Here is a 19676-nt window from a genome sequence, read left to right as displayed (position 1 = left end):
CACCCGGTTACATTCCGAACCCGGAAGTTAAGCTTCTCTGCGCCGATGGTACTGCACTCGGGAGGGTGTGGGAGAGTAGGTCGCCGCCGGACAATTTTTATAGAAATGGCCCCACGCCGGTGCGTGGGGCCATTTCTTGTTTTAGGGGCTAATCCGCCGCCCGCACCAGCTCGAACAGGTGTGACCTGGGCGGCCGCGTCTCTCCCACCTTGGTGTGGCGCCCCGTCCGGGTGTCCACGCGGAAGATGATTTCGTGGAACAGTTCGCTCGTTCCGCATCTCAGCAGAACATCTCGAGAGCCGGCCCACCGGCTGACGTCGCAGATGCTCGCCCTGTCCTTCAACGGGAGCGAGAGGCGTACGTCATGGAGTGCCTTTCCGGTCCCGGTGTCGATGGTGACCAGCCGGGCCGGGCGGATGTCGGTGCCGCCCGCCGGGAAGTTCCTGGAGACGACCTGCGCGGCCCGGCCCGTCCCGTCCGGGGCCAGGGCGCCGGTCGCCTCGACGGCGCGGAGGCGGGCCGGCAGCGGCCTCGTGGTGGTCCCCGAGGCGTCCATGACCGAGAACGACTTGTCGTCCTCCACCATGAGCCTCGATCCGTCGTCGTCCAGCCGGTCCAGCCAGGAGCCCCTGGGCAGCAGCCACACCGTGCGGCCAGTGGCGACGTCCACGACGAAGCTCGGAGGCTCGTCCACGCCTTGCCAGCCCGCCACGTAGTCCACGTACAGCCAGCGCCCCCTGCCCAGCAGCGCGGGCCGGTACGCGAGCCGGTCCCCGTCCACCCCGGGCGCGGCCTCCTGGACCGCACGGACGGTTCCCCCCACCAGGTCCCGGACCACGAGGCGGCCGTCGCCGGCCCGCTGGTAGGCCAGGTAGCGGCCGTCCGCGGTCAGGTCCACGTAGCCCCGCTCCACCGCGTCCGTGAGCTGCCACGTCCTTCCGCCGGACGTCACCACGAACCAGTGGCCGCACTCATCGTGCGGCCCCTCGTCCTTGGCGTTGTCGCACAGGTACGCGTAGGCAGCGGCCTCGCCAGGAGCCGGGCGGGGTCGCTGGTCCGGAGCGCGAACGGCGGTCCACAGCGGGACCAGGGCCGCGCCGGCCGCCACCACGGCGGCGATCGCTATGAGCTTCTTCATGGCACCCCTCCATCAGGTTGGATGCCGCCGAGGTCCTAGCGGTTTTCGAGGAGGGGCTCGATGCGATACGGGATCTGGGTGGACAGGGCGATGGTCGTGTCCGTGCGCTGCACCGCCGGGGACGCCAGGATGCTGGCGATGATCTCCTGCAGGTGTTCGGTGGTGTGCGCGACCACCCGGCACAGCAGGTCGTGCTGGCCGCTCGTGCCGTGCACCTCCAGGATCTGCGGTACGGCACGCAGCGCCTCCACCGCCTCCGACAGCCGCCCCTGGGCGATCTGCAGCCACACGAACGCCAGGATGGGGTAGCCAGCGCCGGCCGGTGACACGGTCGGGCCGAAGTCCTCGATCACGCCTCTCGCCGTCAGCTTCTCCACCCGGGCCTGTACGGTGCCGCGCGCCACCCCCAGCAGCCGGGCCAGCTCCGTCAGGCCGACGCGGGGATGGGCGCGCATGGTCACCAGCAACCTGGCGTCGAGATCGTCCATGGCGGACCCTCCCTGAACTGTGCGATTCGAGCAGAAGATGTGGGTTTGGGGAGGCGAAATCAAGCGTATCGCGCAGCAAAACTGGTCGCTGTTGTCAAGAGAACGCGGAATTGCTGTCATTTGGAGCATGTTCGAGGAAGCACAATACTTCGCCCCTGTCGCAGCCCGGGAGGACGGGTCGGTGGTGGTGGAGCTGGCCGCGTCCCATCCGGGGTTCGCGGACGCGGTCTACCGGGTGCGGCGGAACGCGATCGCGGGGCTGGCCGTCAACCACCGGCGGGGGACGCCCATTCCGGCGGCCGAGTACACCGAGGAGGAGCACGAGGTCTGGGCCCTGGTCACCAGGGAGCTGGCGGTCAAGCACGCCAAGTACGCCACAGCCGAGTACCTGGACGGCGCCGCGCAGTTGGGGCTGCCGAAGGAGCGGATCCCGCAGCTCGAAGAGGTCTCGCGGCTGCTGGAGCCGCTGACCGGGTTCCGGTATCTGCCCGCCGCGGGGCTGGTGCCGCTGCGCGAGTTCTACGGCGTGCTGGCCGACGGGTTCTTCCACTCGACGCAGTACATCCGGCACCACTCCGTACCCTTCTACACGCCGGAGCCCGACGTCGTCCACGAGGTGATCGGCCATGCCAACGCGCTGGCCGCCCCCCGGTACGCCGCCCTGTACCACCTGGCGGGGCAGGCCGCGCGGCGGGTGGAGTCCGAGGAGGCGCTGGAGTTCGTGTCGAAGGTCTTCTGGTTCACGATGGAGTTCGGGGTCATGGCGGAAAGGGGCGAGCTCAGGGCGTACGGAGCGGGGATCCTCTCGTCGTACGGGGAGATCGAGGAGTTCCGCGGGATGGACGTCAGGCCGCTGGACCTGTCCGCCATGGGGACCACGCACTACGACATCACGAAATATCAGGACGTGCTGTTCCGGGCCGACTCCCTCCAGCACCTGGAGGATGTCGTGGGGGACTTCTGGGCCACGTGTGACGACGATTCGATCGCGAAATTGATCGCCGCGGACATCTAGCGGCCTGTCACGATTTTTCGTGATAATGCGTCAATGATCGCGGGCCGCAGCCAGGCGATACCCCGAGCGGTCATCGCCCTCGCCCTGCTCACAGCTCTCTTACCGATGCCTGCCCGGGTCCGGGCACAGCCGCCCGCTCCCACCCGGCGGGAAACGGTCCTGGGCGTACGCGAGGCGGCCTTCGGTGCGCGGCTGGAGCAGGTCGCGGCCGAGGAGAACCTGGCGCCGATCCCGGCCGAGCGGATCGGCAAGCGGCTCGACCGCTACCTCGCGGGCCGGTCCGGTCAGGTCACCGCCATGGTCAAGGACCTGACGACCGGCCGGCTCTACCGCTACCACCCGGGCGAGCGCCTGATCACCGCCAGCACGGCCAAGGTGCAGATTCTCATGGCGCTGCTGCTGCGGACCTCGTGGAAGAGGCTGCCGGCGGCCGTCCGGCACGACGCCGACATCATGATCCGCTACAGCGACAACCACGCCGCCGACCGCCTCTGGTCACGCATCGGCGGCGCGCCCGGCTTCACCAAGGCAGGCAGGAAGCTGGGCCTCAAACACACCCAGGGCGTCCCAGGCGAGTGCGTTGACCTGTATTGCTGGGGAATCACCCGAACGTCGGTGGACGACCAGATCCGCCTCATGCGGGCCCTGGTGTCCGGCAAGAGCCCGCTGAAGGCCAAGGACCGCGATCAGGTGCTGAAGCTCATGGGTCACGTCGTGGCGGGCCAGAACTGGGGCATCAGCGCCGCCGCGTGCGCGGGCGACCGCGTGGCGCTGAAGAACGGCTGGCTCAAGCACGTCTCGAACAAGCTCTGGGCCACGGTCAGCGTGGGCCTGATCAGGGGCGACGGCCACGCCTACGCCGTTGCCGTACTCACCGAGGGAAGTCCCGAGGTGGGGTACGGCATAGCGACGGTCGAAGGCGTGACGAAGCGGATTATGCAGGACTTCCGGAAGTGCCAGGCGTGACCAGGCGGTAGCCGACGCCCCGTACGGTCTGGATGAGCTGGTCGTCCTCGTCGCCCAGCCGGGCGCGCAGGCGTTTGACGTGCACCGCGATCGTGTTCGTCGAGGTGTTGGCCGCGGCGTGCCACACGTGGCGCATGATCTGCTCGCGGGTCACCGTGCGATCGGCGTTGCGCATCAGGTAGTGCAGTAATTCGAACTCCCGCAGGGGCAGGTGGACCGCTCGCCCGCCCACCCGTACCTGATAGGCCTGCACGTCCAGCTCGACCCCGCCCACGGCGAGCACCTGGCGCGCGCCGGGCGAGGCCGCCTGGATGAACGGCAGCAGCTCCGCCACCCGGTAGGGCCGGGCCACGCAGGCGGCCGCGCCGGCGGCGAGCGCGCGTACCGCCTGCTCGGCGTGGCCCTCGCCGACGCCGAGCAGGACGGGTACGGCGCGCGCCAGCCGTACCGCGCGGACGAACTCCACCGCGTCTATGACCGGCAGCGTGGCCGAGACGAGCACCACGTCAGGCTGCAGGGCTCCCGCCTGGAGAAGGCCCTGAGCCCCGTCGGGCGTGCCTGTGACGGACACGCCCTCCCGTTCGAGCGCCGTGGCGAGGTCTTCCACGACCGCGCCGTCGGGGTCGGCGATGAGCAGTACGGGCTTCGTCCGCGCGTCCCCGATCATCGTGGATGCCGCCTGCTGTTGGGTCATCAGCCGAAGCGCCCCGTGATGTAATCCTCTGTTGCCTTCTGGGACGGGTTGGTGAACATGCGGGACGTCTCGTCCATCTCGATCACCTTGCCGGGCTTGCCCTGCTCGGCGAGGTTGAAGAACGCGGTCCTGTCGCTCACCCGGGCGGCCTGCTGCATGTTGTGGGTGACGATGACGATCGTGTACTCGTCCTTGAGCTTGGCCATCAGGTCCTCGATGGCCAGCGTGGAGATCGGGTCGAGCGCCGAGCACGGCTCGTCCATCAGCAGGACCTGCGGCTTGACCGCGATGGCCCGGGCGATGCAGAGACGCTGCTGCTGACCGCCCGACAGGCCGGCGCCCGGCTTGTTCAGGCGGTCCTTGACCTCGTTCCAGAGGTTGGCGCCCTTGAGCGACTCCTCCACGATCCCGTCGAGCTGCGACTTGCCGACCCGGCCGTTGAGCTTGAGGCCGGCGGCCACGTTCTCGTAGATCGACATCGTGGGGAACGGGTTGGGGCGCTGGAAGACCATGCCGATCATCCGGCGCACCGAGACGGGCGCGACGGTGGGGGCGTACAGGTCCTCGCCGTCGAGCAGGACCTTGCCATCCACCCGGGCGCCCGGGATCACTTCGTGCATGCGGTTGAGCGTGCGCAGGAACGTCGACTTGCCGCACCCGGACGGGCCGATGAACGCGGTGATCGAACGGGGTTCGATGGTCATCGACACGTCCTCGATCGCCTTGTGCGACCCGTAGTACGCGTCGAGACCCGAGACCTGGATCTGCTTGGACATTGCGGCGGTTACCCCCTATCGGCCCCTGGCGGGCGCACGCCACCAGGCGATCAGGCGCGCCACCAGGTTGAGCAGCATGACGATCAGGATGAGCGTGAGGGCGCCGGTCCACGCCCGGTCGATGGCGGTGTCGTTCGGGCGGGCCGCCTGGTCGAACACGAAGAGCGGCAGGCCCATCTGCGGTCCGGTGAACGGATCGTTGTTGATGGAGTTGGTGAAGAACACCGTCATCAGCAGCGGCGCGGTCTCGCCGGCGACGCGGGCCACGGCCAGCATGACGCCGGTGACGATGCCGGTGAGCGCCGTCGGCAGCACGACCTTCATGATCGTGCGCCACTTGGCCACACCCAGCGCGTACGAGGCCTCTCGCAGGTCGTTGGGCACCAGCCGGAGCATTTCCTCGGCCGATCTGACCACGGTCGGCATCATCAGGATCGACAGCGCGAGCGCGCCGGCCCAGCCGGAGAACTGGAAGCCCAGGACGAGGATCCAGAACGCGAAGACGAACAGACCGGAGACGACCGAGGGGATGCCGGTCATGACGTCCACGAAGAAGCTGATCGATCGGCTCAGCCGGCCGCCGTTGCCGTACTCGACCAGGTAGATCGCGGTGAGCAGGCCGATGGGGACCGAGACGGCCGAGGCGAGCAGGACCTGCTCCAGCGTTCCGATGATCGCGTGGTACGCGCCGCCGCCCGCGTCACGGGCGCCGATGCCGCGCATCGAGTGGGTCAGGAACTCGAGGTCGAAGCGGGCCAGACCGTTGGAGATGACCAGCCAGAGCACCGAGATGAGCGGCACGACGGCCAGCCCGAACGCCAGGTAGACCAGCCCCTGGACGATCTTGTCCTTGATCCGGCGGCTGGTCGAGATGTGCTGGATTGCTGTCATGCGCCGGCCCTCGAGTACTCTTTGCGGCGGTTGATGATCAGGCGCGCTCCCATGTTCACCAGCAGGGTGATGACGAACAGCACCAGACCGGAGGCGATCAGCGCCCCGCGGCCGATCTGGGTCGCCTCGCCGAAGCCGTTGGCGATGTTCGCCGCGATGCTGTTGGCGTGGGGCGTCAGGATCTCGAAGGTGATGTCGAAGGTCGCGGGGAAGATCAGCGCGACCGCGATGGTCTCGCCCATGGCGCGGCCGAGGCCGAGCATGGCGGCGCTGATGACGCCCGGGCGGCCGAACGGCAGCACGGCCATCCTGATCATCTCCCAGCGGGTGGCGCCGAGCGCCAGGGCCGCCTCTTCGTTCATCTTCGGCGCCTGGAGGAACACCTCACGCGAGATCGCCGCGATGATCGGCAGGATCATGATCGCCAGCACGATCGAGCCCGCGAGCATGGTCTTGCCGCCGATGGCGCCCTCTCCGGCGAACAGCGGGAACCAGCCGAAGGTCTCGTTGAGCCACTGGGACGGCTCTCGGATCAGCGGCACCAGGAACGCCAGGCCCCACAGGCCGTAGACCACACTGGGCACGGCGGCGAGCAGGTCGACCAGGTAGCCGAGCCCCGAGGCCAGGCGGCGGGGCGCGTAGTGGGAGATGAACAGCGCGACGCCGACCGCGATCGGGGTGGCGATGACGAGCGCGAGTGTCGAGCTGAGGACGGTCCCGAACGCCAGGGCGGCGATGCCGAACACCTTCTGGCCGTTGGGGTCCCAGGTCAGCTCGGTGAAGAAGGACGCCTTGTTCGCCTGCAGGGCGGGGATCGCCTCGCTGATGAGGAACACGGCGATGGCCGCCATGATCGCCAGCAGGAGGACGCCCGCCGCCGTGGAGAGGAAGCGGAAGGGGCCTTCACCATGGCTGCGCCGCGAGGCGGACCGGCTCATGGCCGGTCCGCCGTCACGGGTCTTCAGATCGTTGGCCATCGGTGGCTAGGAGATCGCCTCGACAGCGGTGCGGACCTTGGTGAGCAGGTCGCCGGCCAGCGGGGCGTAGCCCAGCTCCTTCAGGGCCGCCTGACCCTCGTCACTGGCGGTGTAGGTGAGGAAGCCCTTGACCAGCTTCGTCTCCTCCGCCGACAGGCCCTTCTCGCAGGTGATCTCGTAGGTCACCAGGACGATCGGGTAGGCGCCCGGGGTCTTGGTGGCGTAGTCGATCGACAGGGCGAGGTCGTTGCCGGTGCCCTTGATCGTGGCGGTCTCGATCGTCTTCGCCGCGCTCTCGGGGGTGAGCTCGACGAACTCGTTGGCGCCGTTGGAGACCTTGGCCTTCTGCAGCGACGAGTTCTCGGCGTAGGAGAGCTCGACGTAGCTGATCGCGCCCTCGGTGTCCTTCACGGAGGAGGCGATGCCGTCGGAGCCCTTGGCGCCCTGGCCCTTGGCCTCGGCGGGCCACGCCTTGGCGGGCTCGTAGGCCCAGCCGGCGGTGGCCTTGAGGAACTTGGTGAAGTTGTCGCTGGTGCCCGACTCGTCCGAGCGGTGGAACGCCTGGATCGGGGTGGAGGGCAGCTTGGCGCTGGGGTTGTCCGCCTTGATCGCGGCGTCGTCCCACTTGGTGATCTTGCTGTCGAAGATGCCGCCGAGGGTCTTCGGCGACAGCTGCAGGCCCTCGACGCCGGGCAGGTTGTAGACCACCGCGATGGGGCCGGTCACCATCGGGATGTTGATGGCCTTGCCGGTCTTGCAGCGGGCGTCGGCCTGCGCGGGCTGGTCATCCTTCAGCGCCGAGTCGGAGCCGGCGAAGGCCACCGTGCCCTGGATGAACGCCTGCACACCCGCGCCGGAGCCGCTGGGCTGGTAGTTGAGGGTGACACCGGGGTTCGTGGCCGTGAAGTTCTTCGTCCACTCGGTGATCGCGTTGGCCTGGGCCGAGGAGCCCGCGGCGTTGATCGTACCGCTCAGACCATTGTCATTGCCCGCGGCGGGTGCACTGGCGGAAGTCGTGCTGCCAGCGGGGGCATTGTTGTCTGTGCCGCACGCAGCGAGGGAGAGCGCGCCGACGACGGCTACGGCGGCGAGCCGGCCTGCATACTTCACGGTTGGGTTTCCTCCCACTTGGTCCTTAGTCGCCATGAAAGCTATGCACCGAAGGTGACCGCAGCCCCCTGACAAGGGTGAACGTTCGGTGAACGGGCCCGGTCGCCCCCATGATGGGAGTTATGACTTATCGCGTATGCCTGGTGTGCATGGGCAACATCTGCCGATCCCCCATGGCGGAAGTGGTGCTCCGCCAGACGCTCGCCGAGCGCGGGCTGGGCGACCGCGTCACCGTGGAGAGCGCCGGAACCGGCGGTTGGCACGCCGGGGACCCCATGGACGAGCGGGCGCTGGCCATCCTCGGACAGTACGGCTATGACGGCTCGGCGCACCGGGCCCGGCAGTTCACCAAGGACTGGTTCGACCGGTACGACCTGGTGCTGGCCATGGACCAGGACAACCTCGCCAATCTGCGGCGGATGGCGCCGGTGGGGGCGGAGGTGCGGCTGTTCCGGTCGTTCGATCCCGCGGCGGAGGAGGGGGCCGAGGTGCCCGATCCGTACTACGGGGGCCCCGAGGGCTTCGAGGAGGTGCTCGCGCTGGTCGAGTCGGCCTCCGAGGGGCTGGCCAAGCACATCGCCGATGAGATCGGCTGAAGAGCTCGGCTCGTCGCACGGCCGGCGGCTGCTGAAGGGCGTGCTGGACGACGGGCGCGAGGTGTTCGCCAAGACCGGGGCCGCCTCCGAGGTGTTCGCCTCGGAGGCGGCCGGGCTGCGGTGGCTGGGGGAGGCCGCCGTGGTGCCCGAGGTGGTGGAGGTGGGGCCCGATCGGCTGGTGCTGTCATGGGTACGCGAGGAGGCGCCCAGCGCGGCGGCGGCCGAGCGGTTCGGGCGTTCGCTGGCCCGGCTGCACCGGGCGGGAGCGGCCGGCTTCGGCGCGCCGTGGCCGGGGTTCATCGCCGACCTGCCGATGGACAACTCGCCCTGCTCGGATTGGCCCGGCTTCTACGCCTGCCGGCGGGTACTGCCGTTCCTGCGGCAGGCGCGGCTGCCTGCTTCGGACGCGGCGCTGGTCGAGCGGGCCGTGGAGAGGTTCGCCGAGGTGGCGGGGCCTGCGGAGCCGCCGGCGCGGATCCATGGGGACCTGTGGAACGGGAACGTGCTGTGGTCGGGCGGGTCGGGCGTGCTGATCGATCCGGCGGCCCATGGCGGGCATCGGGAGACCGATCTGGCCATGCTGGCGCTGTTCGGGCTGCCGTACCTCGATCGGGTGCTGGGGGCGTACCAGGAGGAGTTTCCGCCGGCGGAGGGGTGGCGGGGGCGGGTGCCGCTGCACCAGCTGCATCCGCTGCTCGTTCATGTGGTGTTGTTCGGCGGGTCCTATCGTGACGGGCTGATGAACGCGGTCCGGGCCGTGCTCGCGCTCTAGCCGTTCTTGCGCTTGCGGTAGGCGCGTTGCTGGCAGGCGCGGGAGCAGTAGACGCGGGGGCGGCCGGACGGCGCCGGTTCCAGCGGGGTGCCGCACTCGAGGCATGCTGAGCTTTCATCACGGCTTTCGTCACGCTCTCGGATGAGAGCCTCGACGCCGTCGAGCTGGCGGCGCAGGCCGAACTCGAACGAGTCCTCGGGGTGGTCCCAGCCGCCCTCCGTCCAGAGGCGGGAAAGCGTGGGGAAACTGTTGAGGCGCTCGTAGAGGGCGTCGCGGCTGCCCCACCAGTCCTGCTCGGACACGCCGCTGCGGCGTTCCTCGCGCCGGGTCTCGACCAGGGTCAGCGCCTCGGCGTCCACGAACCGGCCCAGCATGCCCACGACGGCGATCACCTCGGAAGGGCGCAGGCCGGTGCCGGTGAGGGTGCTCAGCATGTGCTCGTAGTAGGCGATGGCGTTGGGGCCGGGAAGGTGGCGGGTGCCGCGTACCTCGGCCAGCCATGGGTGCCGCCGGCGCAGTTGCCAGCCCTGCCTGGCCGCGGCCTCCAGCCGCATCCGCCACCCCTGCCCTGTCTCGGGCTCCTCGGGGGTGCTTGCCCGTTCGCTGTAGGCCTCGTCGACCATCAGGTCCACGAGCTGGTCGCGGCCGGGGACGTGGCGGTAGAGGGACATGGTCGTGAACCCGAGCCGGTCGGCGACCTTGCGCATCGACAGGCCCTCCAGGCCATCCGCGTCGGCGATCTCGATGGCGGCCCGCACGATCCTGCCCAGGCTCAGGCCGGGCCGCGGCTCGCGATCCTCCTCCCGCCAGAGCAGTTCGACTTCGGGGTCGGTTGTCATGTCGCCTCCTCCTGTTTATGGTGTCTACTACGTGTACGGCATAAACAGCAAAGGCGGTCTGTGATGTTCCACTTCCACGTCGCACCCTCAGGCGACGACTCGGGTCCCGGCTCGGCCGACCACCCGTTCGCCACCCTCGAACGCGCGCGCTCCGCGGCCCGCGAGGTGGCCGGCGGCGCCGTCGTGCACCTCCGGGGCGGGATCCACGCGCTGACGGAGCCGTTCTCGCTCGGCGAGGCCGACTCCGGGACGGTGTACCAGGCGTCCGGGTACGGCACTCCCGAGCAGGAGGAGGCGGTGGTGAGCGGCGGCCGGCCGATCACGGGGTGGCAGGTGCGGGACGGCGTCTGGACGGCGGAGGTCGGCGACCTCGACACCCGCCAGCTCTACGTGGACGGCCGCCGGGCCGAGCGCGCCTGGATCGCCGGCCTGCCCGGCGACGCTCGGGCGACCGCCACCGGTTACGTCACGGACGAGCCGCTCGGGTGGCGGAGCCCGGGGGACGTCGAGTTCGTCCACCGGGGCGTCTACCCGTGGACCGAGGCGCGCTGCGGGGTGGCGTCGGTGTCCGGGGACACGGTGGTCACGATGGCGCAGCCCGCGTTCGGGTGGGCCGCCGAGCTGTACAACTCGGTCTGGGCGGGGCAGACGTCGAGCGGTCCGGGGCTGCCGACCAGGATCGAGAACGACCCGAGCTTCCTGCGCGAGCCCGGGACCTTCGTGCTCGACCGCTCGCGGCCCGGGCGCCACGTGCTGCTCTACCTGCCCATCCCCGGGGAGGATCCCGCTCGTACGCGGGTGGTGGCGCCGGTCCTGGAGACGCTGGTGCGCGTGGCGGGGGCGCGGGACGTGGCGTTCAGGGGACTGGTGTTCGCGGACGCGACGTGGCTGCGGCCGAGCCGCCCGGAGGGGTTCCTGCACTATCACGGGAACGGCTACTACGAGGGCGGCGGTGTCGAGACGGCGGTGCTCGGCGAGGGCGCGTCCGTGACGTATCCGACGGCGTCCGTGACGATTCCCGCGTGCGTGACGTTCGAGGACGCGGTCGGGGCGGAGGTCGAGGGCTGCCGGTTCACCCGGCTCGGGGCGACGGGGCTCGGGGTTTCCGGCGGCGCCGAGGTCGTGGTGCGGACCTGCGACTTCGACACCCTGTCGGGCGGCGGCATCGTGATGTCGGGGACGCGGAACGCCTCTGTCGAGGACAACAGGGTTCACCACATCGGGCTCGAATACAGCGGCTCACCGGGGATCGGCGTGACGGGCACGTACGGATGCGTCATCGCCAACAACGAGGTGACGGACGTCCCGCACTGCGGCATCACCGTCGGCCCCGGGGAGGGGACGCAGGTCCTGCGCAACCTCACCGTGGACACCATGGGGACGCTGGCCGACGGGGGCGGCATCTACCTGTCCGGGGTGCAGGGCGACTCGGCTGACAACCAGGCCCTGGTCCAGGGGAACGTCATCAAGGACACGCGGACGCCGTACAACTTCGGGCTCTACACCGACTACGGCGCCTCGTGGGTGACGGTCGAGGGGAACGTCGTCATGCGGGCCGACAGCACCTCCGTCCTGGAGGTCGGGCCGCCGCTGGAGAACGTGATCTACCGGGGCAACTTCTGGGACGCCGACCCCATCGGTCACGACAACCCGCCGAGCGGGGTCCGTTACGAGGACAACGTGACGATCAAGGACGGCGCAGCGCTGGACGCCGCCACCGCCGCCATCCAGTCCCGGGCGGGGCTCAGGAGATGATCGAGGTGCCGTTGAGGCGGTCGATCACCTCGGTGTGCAGGATGCCGTTCGTGCAGACCAGGCTGCCGCCCTCCAGGCCCTTCACGCCGGAGACGTCGGTCCACTTGCCGCCGGCCTCCTCGACGATCACGGTGAGCGCCGCCATGTCCCACGGCGACAGCTCGGGCTCGGCCGACAGGTCCACCGATCCCTCGGCGACCATCATGTGCGACCAGAAGTCCCCGTAGGCCCGGGTGCGCCAGCAGGCTCGGTTGAGGTCGAGGAAGTTGTCGAGCTTGCCCGTCTTCTCCCATCCGCCGAAGCTGGAGTACGAGAACGACGCGTCCTCCAGGCTGGACACGGAGGACACCCGCATCCGGGACGCCTTCGTCAGGCTCTTGCCGGTCCACGCGCCGCCCTCGGTCGCCGCCCACCACCGGCGGCCCAGCGCGGGGGCCGACACCAGGCCGACGACGACCCTGCCGTACTCCATGAGCGCGATCAGGGTCGCCCAGACGGGGACGCCGCGCACGTAGTTCTTCGTGCCGTCGATGGGGTCGATGATCCACGAACGGGCGCCCCAGCCGGTCTTCCCGAACTCCTCGCCCACCACGGCGTCGCGCGGCCTGGCGCGGCGCAGCGTACCCCGGATGGCCTCCTCCACGGTGCGGTCGGCATCGCTGACCGGCGTCAGATCGGGCTTGGTGTCGACCTTGAGATCGACCGCCTTGAACCGCCGCATGGTCAGGTCATCGGCGGCGTCCGCCATGACGTGGGCCAGCCGGAGATCATCGTTGTAACCCTGCACGGTCGCCCACGCTACCGTGTCCGCCATACAGAACATCAGTCACCAACGCCCCTTTTCTGGTAACGGTGTCCATCTCGCGCGTGTCGCCACCACCCCAAACGACGGAACGGCGACGACGCGGGGCTGGGATGGGGTGGTGCTGGGCTGGCCGGCGGTGCATGGCGGCGGTGTCGCGGCGGTGTCGCGGCGGTGCGTGGCGGGGCGACGGCGCGGTGTGGCGACGGCGCGGTGTGGCGACGGCGCGGTGCGGGGTGCGGTGTGGCAATGGCGCGGCGGTGAGGGGCGGTGGCGCGTTCTCGGCGGACGGCGTGGCCGGTGACGATGGCAACGCAGGCCTTCGACCGCCGACCGCGCTGCACTGCGTCACCCTAAGGACGCTTTGCTTGGCGGTCGGGCGCGGGCCGCGCGAGTGGCGGGCAGGCAGCGCCTCCGGGAGCGCTGTGGCCAATGCGCAAGGGGACGTCGGCGGTCTCGGCGGGCGCGGCCTGGTCGGTGCGTGGGGTCCGCGTGGCGTCGCCGGGTGCGCTCGACGGCAGGACGCTCGATGGCGGGACTCGTGCGGCGGCATGGCGTTGGGGCCCGTGACGGCGGGGCGCTTGATGGCGGGCGTGCGAGGGCTCTCGACAGGGCGCTTGGCCGCGGGCGTGCAAGGCCTTCGGCGGGCGCGTTGCGTTGTGCGCCGCTGCACGGCGTCACAGGGACCGGGTGCTCGGTGGTGGGGTGCGGGGTGGCGGGACCGGCGGCGGCGCCCTCGGGAGCGCCGTGGCCGGTGTGCAGGGGGCGTCTGCGGCGTCGGCGGGCGTGCCCTGGTCGGTGCCCGGCGTCGCCGGGTGGGCCGGGGGCTCTGGCTGGGGTCAAGGGGTGTCGTCGAGGGTGCCTTCGCGGCTGGAGAGGAGGCGGCGGAGGGAATTGAGGCGGGTGGGATCGGCGTTGCCGGCGGCGACCCAGGCGTCCAGGGCGCACTCCGGGCCCAGGTGTGTGCAGCCCTTCGGGCAGTCGACCGTGCCCTCCACCAGGTCCGGGAACGCGGCCAGGACCGTTTCCATGGACACGTGGGCCAGGCCGAAGCTGCGTACGCCCGGGGTGTCGATGATCCAGCCGCTCTCCGGCAGCTCCAGCGCCACGGCCGAGGTGGAGGTGTGGCGGCCGCGGCCCGTTACGGCGTTGACCTGGGAGACGGCGCGGTTGGCGTCCGGGACCAGGGCGTTGACCAGGGTGGACTTGCCGACGCCCGAGTGGCCGACCAGGACGCTGACGCGGCCCTTCAGGTGGTCGCGGAGCTCCTCCAGGGAGCCGCCCTTGTGCACGACGACGTGCGGGACGCCCAGCGGCTCGTAGAGGGCCACCAGCTCGTCGGGCGGGGCGAGGTCGGACTTGGTGAGGCAGAGCAGGGTGTCGATCTCGGCATCGAACGCGGCCACCAGGATGCGGTCGATCATGCGGGGCCGGGGCGGCGGGTCGGCCAGGGCGGTGACGATGACGAGCTGGTCGGCGTTGGCCACGACTGGGCGCTCGATGCCGTCGGTGTCTTCGGTGTCGTCGGCCGAGCGGCGCAGCATCGACGTGCGGGGCTCCACGCGGACGACCCTGGCCAGCGTGTCGGGGCGGCCCGAGACGTCGCCGACGAGGGCCACCCGGTCACCCACCACGATGCCCTTGCGGCCCAGCTCGCGGGCCTTCATGGCCACCACCAGGCGCCGCTGCGGCTGCTGCTTGCGTTTCTGCGCGGACCCCTTCGGGCGTTCGGGCTCGACCAGCGTCGTGTAGCGGCCGCGGTCCACGGCCACCACGAAGCCCTGCACGGCGTCCTCGTGAGCAGGACGGATCCGGGTCCGCGGCCTGGAGCCCTTGCCCGGCCTGACCCGTACGTCGTCCTCGTCGTACTCCCGCTTCTTCAGCGGTCTGCTCCCATGTCCTCGCTCGCTTTCGCTCGATGACCTGCGCGGTCGCCCCGGTCAGGCCGGAGACGCGTCGTCGGCCGGCCGGTGCTGATGGGGGATCGGACGCCGCCGCGGGCAGGCCGGGGTGGCGCCGTGCTGCTGGATCTTTTCCTCGCCATACAGGCGGCGGACCCTCACGGACCGCCCTTTTCCGACGTGCCCGGCGTTTCCGGTGCGAAACCCGCGCCCGAGGGCAGGCGCCGCCGGGTCACCGGGCCTCCAACATGCCGTCCCACATCCGGACGAACTCCGGCAGGGTCTTGGCGGTCGTCGCGATGTTCTCCACCTCCACGCCGGGCACCCTGAGGCCGATCACGGCTCCGGCTGTGGCCATGCGGTGGTCGTCATAGCTGTGGAAGGTGCCGCCGTGCAGCGGGCGGGGGCGGATGATCAGGCCGTCGGCGGTCTCCTCCGCGTCGCCGCCCAGCCGGTTGATCTCGGTGGCGAGCGCGGCCAGCCGGTCGGTCTCGTGGCCGCGCAGGTGGGCGATGCCCCGGATGCGGCTCGGCGTGGTCGCGAGCGCGGCGAGGGCGGCGATGGTGGGGGTCAGCTCGCCCACCTCGTGGAGGTCGGCGTCGATGCCGGTGATCTCGCCCGTGGGCCGCCCCGTGACCACCAGGTCGGCTCCGTCGGGGGAGCGGGTCACGGTGGCGCCCATCGCGGTGAGGAGGCCGCGCAGGGCGTCGCCGGGCTGCGTGGTGCGCTCCGGCCAGGTGGGGATCGTCACGGTGCCGCCCGTGACCAGGGCGGCGGCCAGGAACGGGGCCGCGTTGGACAGGTCGGGCTCCACCGTCATGTCTCTGGCCGCGATCGGGCCGGGCTCGACGCGCCACACGTCGGACTCGCTGTCGTCGACCGTGACGCCCGCCGCCCTGAGCATCTCCACGGTCATCTCGATGTGCGGCTGCGAGGGCACCGGCGGGCCGACGTGGCGGATCGTGATGCCCTTCTCGAACCGCGCCGCGGTCAGCAGCAGCCCCGACACGAATTGCGACGAGCCCGACGCGTCCAGCGTGACCTCGCCGCCCGCCAGCGGCCCGCTGATCGTGAACGGCAGCGCGTCGTTGTCGATCCTGGCGCCCAGCGAGCGCAGGGCGTCGAGGATGGGACCCATCGGGCGCTTGCGCGCGTGCGGGTCGCCGTCGAAGGCGACCGGGCCGTCGGCCAGGGCGGCCACCGGCGGGACGAACCGCATGACCGTGCCGGCCAGGCCCGCGTCGATGCTCGCGCCGCCCCGGATCGGGCCCGGCGTCACGTGCCAGTCGACCCCCGCGGCGCTCTCGTCGGCGGGCTCCAGGGTGGCGCCCAGGGCCCGCAGGGCCGACGCCATCAGGTCCGCGTCGCGGCTGCGCAGCGCCCGGCGCACGACGCCGGGGCCGTCGGCGAGCGCGGCCAGGACGAGCGCGCGGTTGGTCACCGACTTGGAGCCGGGCAGCGGGACGGTGGCGGTGACCGGAGAGGTCGCCGTGGGCGCGGGCCAGTGCGGCGTGGTCGGCGTGGGCGTGGTCGGAGCGGGCATGGTCAAAGAGTACTGGGAGTGGTAGGGCGAGGGTCACAGCCTGTGGACGGCGTCTCGCGTGCCGTCGCGCCCTGTGGACAACGCCGGTCATCAGGTGCGCCGGCGGGGGTGGGCCTCCGGTTTTCGTGGACGTCCCGAGGTAGGCGGGGGTGGGCCTGCCTCCGGTTTTCGTGCAGGTTCCGAGGTAGGCGGGGGTGGGCCTCCTGCTTTTGTGGACGCCCCGAGGCGGGCAGGCGAGCGAAAGCCGTACCGTACGTGGCAGTGTGGGGTTATGTGCGGTAGATACGCGTCGGCGCGCAAGAAACACGAGTTGCTCGAGGAGTTCGAGGTCGAGCAGGACGGCGACCCCGACACGGAGCTCGGGGCCGACTACAACGTCGCGCCGACCAAGAACGTCTACGCCGTGCTGAGCCGCGTGCCCAAGGAGGCCCAGCGGGCGGTGCGGCAGCTCAGGGTCGTGAAGTGGGGCCTGGTGCCCGCCTGGGCGAAGGACCCGTCGATCGGGTCCCGGCTGATCAACGCCAGGATCGAGACGGTGGCCGAGAAGCCGTCGTTCCGGCAGGCGTTCGCCAAGCGCAGGTGCCTGCTCCCGGCCGACGGCTATTTCGAGTGGATGCCGGTCGAAGGCGAGAAGAAAAAGAAACAGCCGTACTTCATCCATCCCGAGGACGGCGGGGTGCTGGCGATGGCGGGCCTGTACGAGTTCTGGAAAGACCCGTCCCGGGCCGATGACGATCCTCTCAAATGGCTGGTGACCTGCACCGTCATCACCACGGACGCCGAGGACGAGCTCGGCCGCATCCACGACAGGATGCCCATGATGATCGAGCGCGAACGCTGGGCCGAGTGGCTCGACCCCAAGGTCACCGACGTCGGGCAGGCCACGCGGCTGCTGGTGCCCGCCGAGCAGGGGCGGCTCACGGCGTATCCGGTCTCCACGGACGTCAACAACGTCAGAAACAATGGCCCGGACCTCATCAAACCTCTACCGGAAGAGGAGGAAACCGCACTTTTCTAAAGGTGTAAGAAGCACGGTAAGTGGGCATCCGGTGAGGAAAGCGATGCATCCGTTTACTCGGTGTCACCGCCATAAATGCCCCTAATTGCACCGGGCGGGACAACCGGGGAGTCCCAGCCGCGGGTTGCCGTGATTCACCCGGAGGTGCGGATTCGTGGACGTCACGACCGCTCGTGAGCGGCTGGAAGACATGCTCGCGGAACTGGACCGATCGATCGGGGTCCTCCAGGGCGACCCCGTCGCCGTGCGCGAGCACTCGGCGGCCGACGCGGGTTCTGACCTGACCGACGCCGATCGGGCCCAGGCCATGCTGACCGTGGCCACATCACAGCGGCGCGCCGTGGTCGAGGCCATCAAGCGCCTGGAACAAGGCGTGTACGGCCGGTGCCTCGACTGCGCCAAGCCGGTGCCGGAAGGGCGGCTGGAGGCCCGTCCGGAGGCCGCGCGGTGCGTGCAGTGCCAGGGCAAGCGGGAGCGGCGCCGCTGAGCGAGCCGGGATGCCGCCGGACACGAAGAACGGCGGCACACCTCTCTACAGCCAGGCGGAGTCAGCTTTTGCGGCAGCTGGCGACCAGATGGATGCCGACCGTGTCGTCATCGTCCGGATGGGCCTCCAGCTCCGTACGGACCAGGTAGTTGAGCGCGCGGGCGTCGGCCCCGAGCACGTGGTCGACCGTGGACGGGGACAGCACCGTGCGCGGCCGCATCCACTCCACCTCGAGCCCGGCGCCCATCAGCAGCTCGCGCAGCTGCCCGCTGCTGAAGCACCGCGTGATGCTGCCGTCCGGCCACGGCACGAGCATGACCTCCCCGGTCTGCCGCAGGTGCTGCCACTGCTCCTGCTCGGCCAGGATCGCCATGCCCAGCACCAGAGAGTCGACGCAGACCAGCGCCCGCCCGCCGGGCCGCAGGACCCTGGCCACGTCGCTCATCGCCGACTCGGCCATCAGCTCGATCGACATCACGCGCTCCTCTGCGAGCACGGCGTCCACGCTCGCGTCCGGCAGGAACGCCAGATCGTCGGCGCGTACGTGCCGGACCCGGTCGGCGTCCCGCAGGCCGGACCGCCCGTCGACGGTGCGGCGGAAGTCGAGCACCTCGATCACCTTGTGCCCTGCCCTGGCCACCTGGCCGGACCAACGCCCGCGGCCGCCGGAGAGATCGAGGACGACGGAGGGTTGGCCGGGGAGCCAGCGGTTGAGTTGTTCGGCGGCGACGGCGCGGTAGAAGGTCCAGTACGGCCCAAGCGTCCCTGAGCCGTTCAGTTCCTCGGCCGGAATGGGCAGCACACGCGACTCCTGAGTTCCGGGTAAAGGGCTACCAGCCGGTACGTATGGACGTTCCCCGCACCGGGTCCTTCGTACCTTCTATCTTGCGGGAACAGACAAGTGCGCGGGCGTGTTGCGACGAGCATGCTCACTATGGCAAGACCCCTCCCCACTGACCGGCAAGGCACCGGCCAGCGGGTATCCTCCCCTGAGTACGGTGTTCCGCAACAGCTGGCCACCGGTGATCTTAGGGGGGTGGGTCCGGTGCCCGCGACAGGCGCGGAGACGCTGGAGCAGCGAAGCGAGCGATTCGAGCGCGATGTCATGCCGTATCTCGAGCAGCTCTACTCCGCCGCGCTCCGGATGACCCGGAATCCCGCGGACGCGGAGGACCTGCTGCAGGAGACCTTCGCCAAGGCGTTCGCGTCGTTCCACCAGTTCCAGGAGGGCACCAACCTCAAGGCGTGGCTCTACCGGATCCTGACGAACACGTTCATCAACAGCTACCGCAAGAAGCAGCGTGAGCCGAAGCAGTCCGGCACGGAGGAGATCGAGGACTGGCAGCTCGCGCGGGCGGAGTCGCACACCTCGAGCGGGCTGAAGTCGGCCGAGGTCGAGGCGCTCGAGCATCTGCCCGACGGCGACATCAAGCAGGCTCTGGCGGCCCTGCCGGAGGAGTTCAGGATCGCGGTCTACCTGGCCGACGTCGAGGGCTTCCCCTATAAAGAGATCGCCGACATCATGGGCACTCCGATCGGCACCGTGATGTCGAGGCTGCACAGAGGACGCAGGCAGCTCCGGGGCCTCCTTGAGGACTATGCTCGTGAGCGGGGTCTGGTCCCGGCGGAGGGATCGAAATGAGCTGTGGCAACCCGCATGACACCGACTGTCGCGAAGTGCTCGACAAGGTCTACGCCTATCTCGACGGCGAGCTGACCGAGACCGACATCGTCGAGATCCGCGTGCATCTCGACGAATGCGGCCCGTGCCTCCAGGAATACGACCTGGACAAGGCGATCAAGGCGCTCGTGCACAAGCACTGCGGCTGCGACCCGGTCCCCGGCGATCTGCGCTCCAAAGTGCTCGCCCGCATCGCACAGGTGAGATCGGAGCTGGCCGACTAGGAT

General features: G+C 70.1%; 21 protein-coding genes and 1 rRNA gene. 10 read left to right on the top strand and 12 right to left on the bottom strand.

The genetic code is table 11. From position 1 onward, the window contains the following. Window positions 1-92: ribosomal RNA gene (rrf, locus tag AB0J87_RS44150) — 5S ribosomal RNA — on the top strand; the annotation flags it as partial. A gap of 56 nt (window positions 93-148) precedes the next feature. On the opposite strand, the gene AB0J87_RS44145 is transcribed toward rrf, so the two are convergent. Both AB0J87_RS44145 and AB0J87_RS44140 read right to left on the bottom strand, forming a co-directional pair. Continuing rightward, window positions 149-1138: a hypothetical protein gene (locus AB0J87_RS44145; RefSeq protein WP_363976695.1), complete on the bottom strand. Its 990-nt coding sequence runs from the start codon at window positions 1136-1138 to the stop codon at window positions 149-151. Window positions 1139-1173: 35 nt separating this feature from the next. Further along, window positions 1174-1626, bottom strand: a complete 453-nt coding sequence (locus AB0J87_RS44140; RefSeq protein ID WP_363976692.1) for an Lrp/AsnC family transcriptional regulator — start codon at window positions 1624-1626, stop codon at window positions 1174-1176. A 127-nt stretch (window positions 1627-1753) separates the two neighbouring features. Between AB0J87_RS44140 and AB0J87_RS44135 the strand changes: the two genes are divergently transcribed. Together AB0J87_RS44135 and AB0J87_RS44130 are read left to right on the top strand one after the other, a co-directional pair. Next, on the top strand, window positions 1754-2641 hold the full coding sequence (locus AB0J87_RS44135; RefSeq protein ID WP_363976689.1) for a phenylalanine 4-monooxygenase: 888 nt from the start codon (window positions 1754-1756) through the stop codon (window positions 2639-2641). Between the two features lie 33 nt (window positions 2642-2674). Next, window positions 2675-3607, top strand: coding sequence for a serine hydrolase (locus AB0J87_RS44130; protein WP_363976686.1), 933 nt, complete (start codon window positions 2675-2677; stop codon window positions 3605-3607). Here the strand turns inward: AB0J87_RS44130 and AB0J87_RS44125 are convergent. The 5 genes from AB0J87_RS44125 to pstS are packed head-to-tail and all read right to left on the bottom strand — an operon-like array spanning window position 3576 to window position 8055. Then, the gene (locus AB0J87_RS44125) at window positions 3576-4301 is read right to left on the bottom strand and encodes a response regulator transcription factor (RefSeq protein ID WP_363976683.1); all 726 of its coding nucleotides are present in this window, start codon (window positions 4299-4301) and stop codon (window positions 3576-3578) included. The two genes, AB0J87_RS44130 and AB0J87_RS44125, sit on opposite strands and share 32 nt — an antisense overlap. Beyond that, on the bottom strand, window positions 4301-5077 hold the full coding sequence (pstB, locus tag AB0J87_RS44120; protein WP_357750699.1) for a phosphate ABC transporter ATP-binding protein PstB: 777 nt from the start codon (window positions 5075-5077) through the stop codon (window positions 4301-4303). Before pstB ends, AB0J87_RS44125 begins: the two co-directional genes overlap by 1 nt. A 15-nt stretch (window positions 5078-5092) precedes the next feature. Next, window positions 5093-5968, bottom strand: a complete 876-nt coding sequence (gene pstA / locus AB0J87_RS44115) for a phosphate ABC transporter permease PstA (protein WP_363976680.1) — start codon at window positions 5966-5968, stop codon at window positions 5093-5095. Beyond that, window positions 5965-6945, bottom strand: a complete 981-nt coding sequence (pstC, locus tag AB0J87_RS44110) for a phosphate ABC transporter permease subunit PstC (protein ID WP_350729249.1) — start codon at window positions 6943-6945, stop codon at window positions 5965-5967. Before pstC ends, pstA begins: the two co-directional genes overlap by 4 nt. 6 nt (window positions 6946-6951) lie before the next feature. Continuing rightward, window positions 6952-8055, bottom strand: a complete 1104-nt coding sequence (gene pstS, locus AB0J87_RS44105) for a phosphate ABC transporter substrate-binding protein PstS (protein WP_350729250.1) — start codon at window positions 8053-8055, stop codon at window positions 6952-6954. Window positions 8056-8177: 122 nt separating this feature from the next. Here pstS and AB0J87_RS44100 point away from each other — a divergent pair, with 122 nt between their 5' ends. Both AB0J87_RS44100 and AB0J87_RS44095 read left to right on the top strand, forming a co-directional pair. Next, complete coding sequence (locus tag AB0J87_RS44100) at window positions 8178-8651, top strand: low molecular weight protein-tyrosine-phosphatase (RefSeq protein WP_363976676.1); 474 nt, start codon at window positions 8178-8180, stop codon at window positions 8649-8651. Beyond that, complete coding sequence (locus AB0J87_RS44095) at window positions 8638-9423, top strand: fructosamine kinase family protein (RefSeq protein ID WP_363976673.1); 786 nt, start codon at window positions 8638-8640, stop codon at window positions 9421-9423. Before AB0J87_RS44100 ends, AB0J87_RS44095 begins: the two co-directional genes overlap by 14 nt. On the opposite strand, the gene AB0J87_RS44090 is transcribed toward AB0J87_RS44095, so the two are convergent. Continuing rightward, window positions 9420-10262, bottom strand: a complete 843-nt coding sequence (locus tag AB0J87_RS44090; RefSeq protein ID WP_363976670.1) for a TetR/AcrR family transcriptional regulator — start codon at window positions 10260-10262, stop codon at window positions 9420-9422. The genes AB0J87_RS44095 and AB0J87_RS44090 overlap by 4 nt on opposite strands. Window positions 10263-10325: 63 nt before the next feature. Between AB0J87_RS44090 and AB0J87_RS44085 the strand changes: the two genes are divergently transcribed. Then, a complete protein-coding gene (locus AB0J87_RS44085; RefSeq protein ID WP_363976667.1) occupies window positions 10326-12017 on the top strand; it encodes a right-handed parallel beta-helix repeat-containing protein in 1692 nt (563 codons plus the stop codon). Here the strand turns inward: AB0J87_RS44085 and hisN are convergent. The 3 genes from hisN to aroA all read right to left on the bottom strand — a co-directional run bounded on the left by hisN (window position 12007) and on the right by aroA (window position 16263). Next, window positions 12007-12804, bottom strand: coding sequence for a histidinol-phosphatase (gene hisN, locus AB0J87_RS44080; protein ID WP_363976716.1), 798 nt, complete (start codon window positions 12802-12804; stop codon window positions 12007-12009). The two genes, AB0J87_RS44085 and hisN, sit on opposite strands and share 11 nt — an antisense overlap. Window positions 12805-13658: 854 nt before the next feature. Continuing rightward, window positions 13659-14702 carry a ribosome small subunit-dependent GTPase A gene (gene rsgA / locus AB0J87_RS44075; RefSeq protein ID WP_363976713.1) on the bottom strand — a complete coding sequence of 348 codons (1044 nt, stop codon included), beginning with the start codon at window positions 14700-14702 and terminating at the stop codon, window positions 13659-13661. Between the two features lie 250 nt (window positions 14703-14952). Beyond that, window positions 14953-16263, bottom strand: coding sequence for a 3-phosphoshikimate 1-carboxyvinyltransferase (gene aroA / locus AB0J87_RS44070; protein ID WP_363976665.1), 1311 nt, complete (start codon window positions 16261-16263; stop codon window positions 14953-14955). 271 nt (window positions 16264-16534) lie between these two features. On the opposite strand from aroA, the gene AB0J87_RS44065 reads away from it, so the two are divergent. Further along, on the top strand, window positions 16535-17281 hold the full coding sequence (locus AB0J87_RS44065) for an SOS response-associated peptidase (RefSeq protein ID WP_350729260.1): 747 nt from the start codon (window positions 16535-16537) through the stop codon (window positions 17279-17281). A 154-nt stretch (window positions 17282-17435) separates the two neighbouring features. Next, window positions 17436-17768 (top strand): TraR/DksA C4-type zinc finger protein, encoded by a 333-nt coding sequence (locus AB0J87_RS44060; RefSeq protein ID WP_350729262.1) that lies wholly within the window; start codon window positions 17436-17438, stop codon window positions 17766-17768. A gap of 61 nt (window positions 17769-17829) precedes the next feature. On the opposite strand, the gene AB0J87_RS44055 is transcribed toward AB0J87_RS44060, so the two are convergent. Further along, window positions 17830-18570: a methyltransferase domain-containing protein gene (locus AB0J87_RS44055; RefSeq protein ID WP_357750681.1), complete on the bottom strand. Its 741-nt coding sequence runs from the start codon at window positions 18568-18570 to the stop codon at window positions 17830-17832. Between the two features lie 234 nt (window positions 18571-18804). On the opposite strand from AB0J87_RS44055, the gene AB0J87_RS44050 reads away from it, so the two are divergent. Next, window positions 18805-19410, top strand: coding sequence for a sigma-70 family RNA polymerase sigma factor (locus AB0J87_RS44050; protein WP_173526616.1), 606 nt, complete (start codon window positions 18805-18807; stop codon window positions 19408-19410). Next, window positions 19407-19673, top strand: a complete 267-nt coding sequence (gene rsrA / locus AB0J87_RS44045) for a mycothiol system anti-sigma-R factor (protein ID WP_363976660.1) — start codon at window positions 19407-19409, stop codon at window positions 19671-19673. The genes AB0J87_RS44050 and rsrA overlap by 4 nt, the downstream gene beginning before the upstream one ends. Window positions 19674-19676 lie beyond the last annotated feature (3 nt).

It is taken from the genome of Nonomuraea sp. NPDC049625, from assembly GCF_040675285.1.
Lineage (GTDB): Bacteria > Actinomycetota > Actinomycetes > Streptosporangiales > Streptosporangiaceae > Nonomuraea > Nonomuraea angiospora_A.
The sequence above is the reverse complement of the archived record's forward strand: the minus strand, read 5'-3'. Positions and strand labels throughout refer to the sequence as shown.